This window comes from Rhodococcus sp. (in: high G+C Gram-positive bacteria), from assembly GCF_049286785.1.
GTDB lineage: Bacteria > Actinomycetota > Actinomycetes > Mycobacteriales > Mycobacteriaceae > Rhodococcus_F.
In genome coordinates this window covers 32,802-41,994 of the sequence record NZ_JBAQEO010000244.1, presented here as the reverse complement: position 1 = coordinate 41,994, position 9,193 = coordinate 32,802, and the positions used below count along the sequence as shown (strand labels likewise).

Genomic DNA, 9,193 nt, shown 5'->3' with positions numbered 1-9,193 from the left:
GCGTTGCGCATCCCGCAACGCCTCACCGAGCGCCAGAAGAGAGTCGATCTCGTGGGGTAGTTGCCGAGCGAGGAGGTTGACGAGCCAGCCGACCGTGGTGGGTTTGCGCAGCTTCCCGATCGCGGTGGCGAGGTCGCGATCCCCGTCCTGCTTTGCCGCCGCCACCCGAGCCTTGCGTGCCTCGACGAACTCGCCGGGGTCGAGACCGTACAACTCGTCGGCAACGTCGTCGAGGGTCACGGCGCGACCCGCCTCTCAACTCAACCGCTGGGCCGCGGCGTCGATCCGTTCATCGGTCGCGGTGAGCGCGATCCGCACATGCGCGGAGCCGCGGGGACCGTAGAACTCCCCCGGCGCCACGAGGATTCCGCGGTCGGCGAACCACTCGACGGTATCGCGGCAGGCCTCGCCGCGGGTGGCCCACAAGTACAGCCCCGCCTCGGAGTTGTCGACGGTGAACCCCGCGCCACGAACGGCCGCGAGGAGAATGTCTCGACGCTTGCGGTAACGCTCACGCTGAAGTTTCTCGTGCTCGTCGTCGCGCAGCGCCGCGGTCATGGCGGACTGGATCGGCAACGGCACCATCATGCCCGCATGCTTGCGCAGCTCGAGAAGTTCGGACACGAGCGCCGGGTCCCCGGTCACGAAACCCGCCCGGTAGCTCGCCAGATTCGACGTCTTGGACAGCGAATGGACCGCGAGGAGCCCGGTGAGGTCACCGTCGTTCACCCGCTCGTCGAGGATCGAGAGAGCCTCGACTTCCCAGGTCAAACCCAGGTAGCACTCGTCGGACACCACGATGGCGCCGCGACGGCGTGCCCAGTCGACCACCTTCCGCAGATGCTCGAGTCCGAGCACCTTGCCGGTGGGATTGGACGGCGAATTGACGAAGATCAGCGACGCGCTCTCCGGACCGAGCCGGTTCAGCCCGTCTGCCCGGATCATCCGTGCACCGGCGAGAAGCGCACCCACCTCGTAGGTGGGATACGCCAGTTCCGGGATGACCACCAGATCCTCGGCTCCCAGGCCGAGCAACCGGGGCAGCCACGCAATGAATTCCTTGGTCCCGATCGCGGGGAGGATCGCCTGCGGATCGATGCCACCGATCCCGTACCTACGGAGCAGCGACTCGGCTGCGGCGACCCGAAGTTCTTCGGTGCCGTGAGTGGTCGGATACCCCGGAACGGCCGCAACGGCGGCCAGGGCGTCCTGGATGATCGGGGCGACCGGATCGACCGGTGTCCCCACCGACAGATTGACGATTCCGCCCGGATGAGCGGCGGCCTTCGCCTTGGCTGCCTCGAGGGAATCCCAGGGAAAGTCGGGAAGAGTCTTGGCTAGCGAGATGCGCGGCACATCTAGTCCTCGCCCATGGGCGGGAGGGCCTTGACGAACGGCGGGTCGTAGTCGACCTTGCCCAACTTCGCTGCGCCGCCGGGAGAACCGAGATCGTCGAAGAAATCGACGTTGGCGGCGATGTAACCGCTCCACTGTTCCGGGACGTCGTCTTCGTAGAAGATGGCCTCGACCGGGCAGACGGGTTCGCAGGCGCCGCAATCCACACACTCGTCCGGGTGGATGTACAGCATCCGCCCGCCCTCGTAGATGCAATCGACAGGGCATTCCTCGATACACGCCTTGTCCAGCACATCGACGCACGGTTCAGCAATCGTGTAGGGCACTGTTGCTCTCCCTGCCTTTCTGACACGAGTAAGCACGAGGTACGGACGCTGCACCCCGGGGCGGAATCATTATTCCCTGTCGGGCCCGCGACTCCGAGGTGAGGGTTACCTCACCGAACGCACCGGCACAGGCGCCGGCACCGCCGTGCGGAACGCGATCCACTCACTGCCCTGCTTCGCGGCCCGCAGCAACGCGCCGCGTTCGCCGACGTATGCGGCCACGACCCCCACCACCGGGATGTTCTCGAGCAACGAGAGCGTCCTGCCCGGTTGCGGACGCTTGTCGAGTTCGTCGGTGAGTGCGCGGACCGTGCGCGCCGTACGCCACAGCCCCCCGATCAATGCGAACGGCCGCCACGTCGAGTCGCGGCTCCCCTCTTCCCGGTGCGCACCGCCGGCGGCGAGTACCGGACCCGCGTCGGTCTCCCGCCCACAGAGAACCGACGCCAGCAGTTCTACCTGCTCGGTGCGTCCGGTCACCCCGTGTTCGCGTGCCACCGCGACGAGCACCATCGTCTGGTTCGCGAACCCCAGCAGATCCTGAATCGGCAGCCGGTTCAACAGCACACCGAACATGCCCGGAAACGCCACCGCGATCGTGTTCAGCGCGCCGATCCGGGTAACCCACCAGCGGGCACGCTGGTCGTCGGTGGCCTCCTCCCACGAGGCCGTCCCGGGGAAATGAATCGTGTCGAGCAGCCACGCGATGCCGTCCAGCAGAGCCTCCGCCGCGTTTCGTTCCTCGGCCGTCGGCGCGAAGGTGCGGCTCTTGATCCCGAAGGGGTCCGTGTATGCGAGATCGAGCACCGGGTTGATACCGCGTGCCGCTCGATCGAGGATGACGACGACCCTGTCGTCGCCCAGCCGGTCCGTGTCACTCATGCAGCAGGTGTCCTTCCCTCGCGTCGGGCATGTGTGGTGGTGCGTTCGCGTGCGGGACGGCCGATGCCCTCGGCGATGGCGCGCAGTTCCTCGACCGTCTTCTCCGAGCCGTGCTGGGACCCAGCCATCCGGGATATGGTCTCCTCCATCAACGTGCCGCCGAGATCGTTCGCACCACCCTGCAACATCGCCTGGGTACCCGTGACGCCGAGTTTCACCCAGCTCGTCTGAATGTTGGAGATCCGCCCGTGAAGCATGATCCGGGCCAGCGCATGCGCTGCGCGATTGTCCCGGTTCGTCGGACCCGGACGCGACGCCCCAGCTAGATACAACGGCGCACTCTGATGCACGAACGGCAACAGCACGAACTCGGTGAACCCGCCCGTCCTGTCCTGAATTCCCTTGAGAACGTTCAGATGCCCCACCCAGTGCCGGGGGTTGTCCACGTGCCCGTACATCATCGTCGAACTCGACCGCAGGCCCACCTCGTGGGCGGTGGTCACCACGTCGACCCACGTCGCCGTCGGCAGCTTGCCCTTCGTGAGCACCCACCGCACCTCGTCGTCGAGGATTTCCGCCGCGGTCCCGGGAATGGTGTCCAGCCCGGCCTCGCGCAGTTCGGTCAGCCAGTCGCGCACGCTCTCACCACTGCGGGCGGCGCCGTTGACGATCTCCATCGGACTGAACGCGTGCACGTGCATGGACGGCACCCGCGCCTTCACCGCCCGCACCAGGTCCGCGTATCCGGTGACCGGCAACTCGGGATCGATGCCGCCCTGCATGCACACCTCGGTGGCACCCGCGACGTGTGCCTCCCATGCCCGGTCCGCCACCTCCTGCGCCGATAGGGTGAAGGCATCCGCGTCGCCCTTGCGCTGCGCGAACGCGCAGAACCGGCAACCGGTGTAACAGATATTGGTGAAGTTGATGTTCCGGTTCACCACGTAGGTGACATCGTCGCCGACGACCTCCTTGCGGAGCGCGTCCGCGAGCGCGACAACGGCTTCGAGACCCGGCCCCTCCGCGGTGGCCAGCGCCTCGTACTCGTCGTCGGTCAGACCGGCCGGATCGCGTTCGGCGCTGCGCAGCGCGGCCACCACATCGGTATCCACCCGCGCCGGGGCACTCAGTTCCAGGACCTGCTCGCGCACGGTGTCCCAGTCGCCGAAGGCACTGCCCAGGTCGCTGCGCGTCTCGGTGTTCCGGCCCTCCGTGTCGATCTCGGTGTTCAGGTCGACGCGACCCGTCGACTCCCACGTCTCGTCCGGTTCCTGCCAGGGCAGGCCGACGGGCTTGGCGTCCGGCATGGCCAGTCCGGTCTGCGGATCCGCCAGGGCCTGCACGTGTCCGGCGATCCGCGGGTCGATCCACGGCGAGCCCGCCAGCACGTACTGTGGTTGCGCCGCGGTCCGCTCGGTGAGTTCGAAGCCCGCTTCCGCCGTGATCTCGGCCAGCGTGTCGAGGTTGGGCCACGGCCGCTCCGGATTGACGTGGTCCGGGGTCAGCGGCGAGACACCGCCCCAGTCGTCGACACCCGCGCCCAGCAACGCCAGGCATTCGGCGTTCGACACCAGGTTCGGCGGTGACTGGATCCGCATCGACGGACCGAGCAGCAGTCGCGACACGGCGATCGTCGCCAGGAACTCCTCGAGTCCCGCGTCGGGCGTGTCGCGCATCGCGGTGTCCGGCTTGGCCAGAAAGTTCTGCACGATCACTTCCTGAATGTGACCGAACGCCTTGTGCGACTTACGGATCGCCATGATCGACTCGGCACGTTCGGCCACCGTTTCCCCGATGCCGACGAGGATCCCGGTGGTGAACGGCACGCTCAACCGTCCGGCGTCGGTCAGCGTGCGCAACCGCACTGCCGGGTCCTTGTCGGGGCTGCCGTAGTGGCACTCCCCCTTGTCGGTGAACAGCCGCGTCGAGGTGGTCTCGAGCATCATGCCCATCGAGGGCGCCACCGGCTTGAGCCGGGAGATCTCCTCCCAGCCCATCACCCCGGGGTTCAGATGCGGCAGCAACCCGGTCTCCTCGAGCACCCGGATCGACATGGCCCGCAGGTAGTCCAGGGTCGAATCGTAGCCACGTTCGTCGAGCCACTGCTTGGCCTCGGGCCACCGGTCCTCGGGCCGATCACCCAGGGTGAACAGGGCTTCCTTGCAGCCCAATTCGGCGCCTTGACGAGCGATCTCGAGCACCTCGTCCGGTTCCAGGTACGCACCGCGCCCCTCGGCCCGCAACTTTCCGGGCACCGTCACGAACGTGCAGTAGTGGCACTTGTCGCGGCACAGCCTGGTGAGCGGAATGAACACCTTCCGTGAATACGTCACCGCCCTGGGCCGGCCCGCCGCGAGCAGACCTGCATCGCGCACCTTCGCCGCGGAAGAACACAGATCCGCGAGGTCGTCGCCGCGCGCCTGCAGCAGGGTCGTCGCCTCGTCCACGTTGAGCGTCGCGCCGTCCCGCGCGCGCCGCAGCACCCGCCGCATGGCAGTGGCGGAGGGCGCTACTACCTGCACCGATGTTCCCGAGGCGCTCGCCGCAGGAACACCCGGCATGGGAAGCATCGCGGGCCGGTGGGAATCTTCACCTGAATGGGTCACCCAGCGATCATGCGCCATGGACGACGAGCGCTGCCACCCAAGGTGGCGCAGACACTGGTCACCTCGTCAGCGCGGATAGTCCTCGTCGTCCGGAACCTCGAGGCTCTGTTCCACCGCGTCCGCCTCGTTCACCTCCAATGACGACGGAATGGTTCCGCCCGCCGGCACCTCGTCCGACACCTCTCCCGACTCCTCGTCGGTGACGGCAAAATCCTGTTCCAGACGGTCTGCCTCGGGAACCTCGGGGGAGCCGGCTGCATCGAATGACGTCATGTCTGCGCTCCTTTCACTTCGGCGGTCCTCCTACGATAGGTCGCTTCTCGACAGAATGCCGGTGCACCGCCAAAGTAGGGTCATGAGTGTGCCCACCACCGTCACCATGGCCGAGCCGTTGTGGCGTCCGAGCCCCAGAGCCAAGCAGTTGTGGGCGATCAACGCCACCCTGCTGTGGCTGCCGGTGTTCGCCCTCCAGGCCGTCGCCGCGTTCGTGGGCACTTGGTGGCCGACGTGGGTTCATGTCGGCGTTTTCGCGATCACGCTCGTTCTCGCACTGCTCCACATCACCGTCGTACCGCAATGGCGGTACCGCGTTCACCGGTGGGAGATCAGCGACACCGCGGTCTACACCCGAACCGGCTGGTTCACCCAGGAACGCCGCATCGCCCCCATCTCCCGCGTACAGACCGTCGACACCGAGAGGGGGCCCGTCGACCGCATGCTGGGACTCGCGACGGTCACCGTGACGACCGCGTCCTCCGCCGGAGCCGTCAAGATCACCGCTCTCGACCAGCACACCGCCGATCGCACGGTCGCGAGGCTTACCGACATCGCCGGTACCCACGTCGGTGACGCCACATGAGTGCCGGTCCCGAACCCGGTGTCGCTCCGCCACTCGCCGAGGGCGTGGACGCCGTCGCGGTCGAACAGGAGTTGCCCTGGCTGCGGCTCGATCACCGCATGCTGCTGATTCATCCCATCAACGAGATCGTCAAACTCCTTCCTGTCCTGCTCCTCACCTTCCTCGTCGGCAGCGAGAGCGGAAACCATCTGTGGGGACTGGTCGCCGTCAGTGCGTTCGTGGTTCTCGGTCTGACCCGATGGTTCACAACGAGTTATCGCATCGGTCCCGTACACGTACAGTTGCGGCAGGGGCTGTTCCGTAAACGTCTGCTGTCCGTGCCGCGCAGTCGAATCCGGTCCGTCGACGTCGAGGCGGGAGTGCTGCATCGTCTGCTCGGGTTGTCGATCGTCCGTATCGGGACCGGTCAGCAGGTGGGGTCCAAACCGGATGCCGCGAAGTTCGAACTCAATGCCCTGTCGTCCACACTGGTCCCCGCTCTGCGAACCGCGCTCCTGTCCCGTGAGTCTTCCGAGGAAACCCCCCACGCCCCGGGCCCCGGAGATGCCCGTGTCGCCGAGATCGGCCACTGGCGCGCGGCATGGGTCCGGTACGCGCCCTTCTCGGTTACCGGCCTGGTGACCGTCGGTGCAGTCGTCGGCGTCGCCTTTCAATACGGCATCGGCGGTGCGATCATCCGTTCCAACACGGTCACCGAAGGAATCGCGTCCGCCGAACACGTCGGAATCGCCATCGCTGTCGGCGTCGGTGTCGTGATCCTTCTGATCGCGGCGAGCGCACTCGCGTGCGTCCGGTACCTCCTGACGTACGGAAACATGACTCTCACCGACGACGGCCGCACCCTGCACGTCAGCCACGGGATCCTCCGAACCCGCCAGACCACGCTCGACCGGGAACGCCTGCGCGGCACGACCCTGAAGGAACCCCTGCTGCTCCGGCTCGCCGGTGGCGCCCGGCTCGACGCCATCATGACCGGTGTCAGCGCCGAGAAGCGGGAATCCTCACTGCTGCTTCCACAGGCGCCGCGGGCGGAAGCCACGCGAGTGATGGCCACTGTGATCGGTGACCGCAGTCAAGCGGCGGCCGCTCTCACCCCGCACGGCCGCGCGGCACGGCGTCGACGATTCACGCGGGCGCTGATTCCCGCCGAAGTCGCACTGGTCGCGGCCCTGCTGTTCACCGCCCTGGGCCGCGAGGTGTTCCGGCCCGTGTGGGCCGCCGTCGCCGTTCTCGCCGTGGCCGGCGCTGCACTGGGGTGGGACAGATACCGCGGATTGGGCCACGCGGTGCTGCCCGGATGGCTCATCACCCGCAGCGGCTCACTCGACCGGGCACGGCACAGCCTCGAAGCGGACGGGATCATCGGCTGGACCGTCCGGCAAACCTTCTTCCAGCGTCGGTCCGGAGTCGCCACCGTGATCGCCGCGACCCCGGCAGGTACCGGCAGATACCTGGTGACCGATCTGCCTGCCGAGCAGGCCTGGTCACTGGTGGAGGCGGTCACACCGGGTGGAGGTGACGTGTGGTCTCGCCGCTGACCGACCTCGCGAGCCTCGACGCCGAGCTGATCGAATGCCGCGCCTGCCCGCGCCTGGTGGAGTGGCGCGAAAGGGTCGCGATCGAGAAGCGCGCCGCGTTTCGGGACGAAACCTATTGGGCCCGTCCGGTTCCCGGATTCGGTCCGCCAGACGCATCACTCCTGATCGTCGGCCTGGCACCGGCGGCCCACGGCGGTAACCGCACCGGACGCATGTTCACCGGAGACCGCAGTGGCGACTTCCTCTACGCCGCACTCCATGCCGTGGGGTTGGCGAATCAGCCGACGGCCACGCACATCGGGGACGGACTCGAACTGTTCGGCACCCGGATCACCTCCCCCGTACACTGCGCGCCGCCCGCCAACAAACCCACGACCGGCGAACGGCGGAACTGTCGCCGTTGGCTCGACGCCGAACTGAAGATCCTCCGCCCGCAACTGCGCTCGGTCGTCGTCCTCGGCGGATTCGGCTGGCAGGCACTGCTTCCCGTGCTCGAGGACACCGGGTGGGAGGTACCCACCCCACGTCCCGGATTCGGGCACGGCGCACATGTCGAACTCCCCGGGCACGGCGCCCCGCTGCACCTCTTCGGCTGCTATCACGTCAGCCAGCAGAACACCTTCACCGGACGATTGACCCCTACCATGCTCGAATCGGTACTCGCCGACGCCGGCCGGGCCGCGGGTCTCCTCCCCTGACCCACACCCACAGGGCGAACGGCACATCCACCTCATCCAAGGCGCCGAAAGTGCCGTTCCCCCGAACCGGCCGGTGTGCGTAGCCGGCTCACCGCCGTTTCGGCAGCTCCTCGATCACGAATCTGGCGAGGCTGCCCAACCGCGAACGGGCCGGCTGCATGGTGGGCACTCCGAGCGCTGTGAGTGGCGAGGCGGTGACGGAACCGACGCACACTGCGGCCACCGGACCTGAGAATGCGCGGGCCAGCGCGTCGACTCGACCGACGTCCTTCGCGGTGCTCAGCAGTGAGGACACGGCGGGTGCGCTGGTGAAGGTGACCGCGTCCACCTCGCCCCGCACGATCTCGTCGAGCAACGACCGCAGGGGTTCCTGATTCTCCGGCCTGATCCATCGGTACACCGATACGGCGGTCGTCTCGGCACCTTCCCTGGCGAGCGACACACTCAGGTCGGTCATGGGTTCCCACTCGGTGATGGTGCCGTGCAACTGGACGGCGACACGTCGGCCACGGATTCCTTCGGCGACCAGATGCTCGTGCACTTCCTCGGACGACTCCGTCCCCGGCGACCACTCCTCACGCAGACCCACGCCGCGGACGGCACCCTTGGCCTTTGGACCCCGGGTGATGATGCGGGCCGACCGAAGGGCCGAGAGCAATGCATCCTCCGACCCCCATACCCGGGAAGCCTCCAGCCACCCGCGGAATCCGACGGCCGTGCTCACCACCACCACGTCCGGGGGCGAGGCGATGATCTCGGACGTCCGCGCTCTCAACTCCGAATCGTCCACCACCGGCAGGACGTGGATGGCGGGCGTGTGCGTGACGTCGGCGCCGTGCCGTTCGAGGAGCGTGATGAACTCGGCGGCACGGCGCTCGGCCGTCACGGCAACGGTCAGACCCGACAGTTCCTCATGCGACATCTCCCC

9 protein-coding genes and 1 pseudogene are annotated in these 9,193 nt (G+C 67.5%); 3 read left to right on the top strand and 7 right to left on the bottom strand.

Going from position 1 to position 9,193, the window contains the following annotated elements:
* The 6 genes and pseudogenes from WAW17_RS10055 to WAW17_RS10030 form a co-directional block, all read right to left on the bottom strand.
* Positions 1–240 (bottom strand): annotated as a pseudogene (locus tag WAW17_RS10055) (hypothetical protein); the annotation flags it as partial.
* A 15-nt stretch (positions 241–255) separates the two neighbouring features.
* The gene (gene dapC / locus WAW17_RS10050; protein ID WP_422332834.1) at positions 256–1,356 is read right to left on the bottom strand and encodes a succinyldiaminopimelate transaminase; all 1,101 of its coding nucleotides are present in this window, start codon (positions 1,354–1,356) and stop codon (positions 256–258) included.
* Positions 1,357–1,358: 2 nt separating this feature from the next.
* Complete coding sequence (gene fdxA / locus WAW17_RS10045) at positions 1,359–1,682, bottom strand: ferredoxin (protein WP_422332833.1); 324 nt, start codon at positions 1,680–1,682, stop codon at positions 1,359–1,361.
* 105 nt (positions 1,683–1,787) lie between these two features.
* A complete protein-coding gene (locus WAW17_RS10040; RefSeq protein ID WP_422332832.1) occupies positions 1,788–2,564 on the bottom strand; it encodes a hypothetical protein in 777 nt (258 codons plus the stop codon).
* Positions 2,561–5,188: a bifunctional FO biosynthesis protein CofGH gene (locus tag WAW17_RS10035; RefSeq protein WP_422332831.1), complete on the bottom strand. Its 2,628-nt coding sequence runs from the start codon at positions 5,186–5,188 to the stop codon at positions 2,561–2,563. The genes WAW17_RS10040 and WAW17_RS10035 overlap by 4 nt, the downstream gene beginning before the upstream one ends.
* Positions 5,189–5,236: 48 nt before the next feature.
* On the bottom strand, positions 5,237–5,443 hold the full coding sequence (locus tag WAW17_RS10030; RefSeq protein WP_422332830.1) for a hypothetical protein: 207 nt from the start codon (positions 5,441–5,443) through the stop codon (positions 5,237–5,239).
* An 82-nt stretch (positions 5,444–5,525) separates the two neighbouring features.
* Between WAW17_RS10030 and WAW17_RS10025 the strand changes: the two genes are divergently transcribed.
* The 3 genes from WAW17_RS10025 to WAW17_RS10015 are packed head-to-tail and all read left to right on the top strand — an operon-like array spanning position 5,526 to position 8,265.
* Entirely contained in the window at positions 5,526–6,029 is a 504-nt protein-coding gene (locus WAW17_RS10025; protein WP_422332829.1) for a PH domain-containing protein, read from the top strand.
* Positions 6,026–7,567: a PH domain-containing protein gene (locus WAW17_RS10020; RefSeq protein ID WP_422332828.1), complete on the top strand. Its 1,542-nt coding sequence runs from the start codon at positions 6,026–6,028 to the stop codon at positions 7,565–7,567. Before WAW17_RS10025 ends, WAW17_RS10020 begins: the two co-directional genes overlap by 4 nt.
* Positions 7,552–8,265: a uracil-DNA glycosylase gene (locus tag WAW17_RS10015; RefSeq protein WP_422332827.1), complete on the top strand. Its 714-nt coding sequence runs from the start codon at positions 7,552–7,554 to the stop codon at positions 8,263–8,265. The genes WAW17_RS10020 and WAW17_RS10015 overlap by 16 nt, the downstream gene beginning before the upstream one ends.
* Positions 8,266–8,353: 88 nt before the next feature.
* Here the strand turns inward: WAW17_RS10015 and WAW17_RS10010 are convergent, their stop codons facing one another.
* Positions 8,354–9,187 (bottom strand): uroporphyrinogen-III synthase, encoded by an 834-nt coding sequence (locus WAW17_RS10010; RefSeq protein WP_422332826.1) that lies wholly within the window; start codon positions 9,185–9,187, stop codon positions 8,354–8,356.
* Positions 9,188–9,193 lie beyond the last annotated feature (6 nt).

Coding starts and splice junctions, on each gene's coding strand:
- WAW17_RS10040 (WP_422332832.1), bottom strand. CDS start 2,564: ATGAGTGACACGGACCGGCTGGGCGACGACAGGGTCGTCGTCATCCTC.
- WAW17_RS10035 (WP_422332831.1), bottom strand. CDS start 5,188: ATGGCGCATGATCGCTGGGTGACCCATTCAGGTGAAGATTCCCACCGG.
- WAW17_RS10030 (WP_422332830.1), bottom strand. CDS start 5,443: ATGACGTCATTCGATGCAGCCGGCTCCCCCGAGGTTCCCGAGGCAGAC.
- WAW17_RS10025 (WP_422332829.1), top strand. CDS start 5,526: ATGAGTGTGCCCACCACCGTCACCATGGCCGAGCCGTTGTGGCGTCCG.
- WAW17_RS10020 (WP_422332828.1), top strand. CDS start 6,026: ATGAGTGCCGGTCCCGAACCCGGTGTCGCTCCGCCACTCGCCGAGGGC.
- WAW17_RS10010 (WP_422332826.1), bottom strand. CDS start 9,187: ATGTCGCATGAGGAACTGTCGGGTCTGACCGTTGCCGTGACGGCCGAG.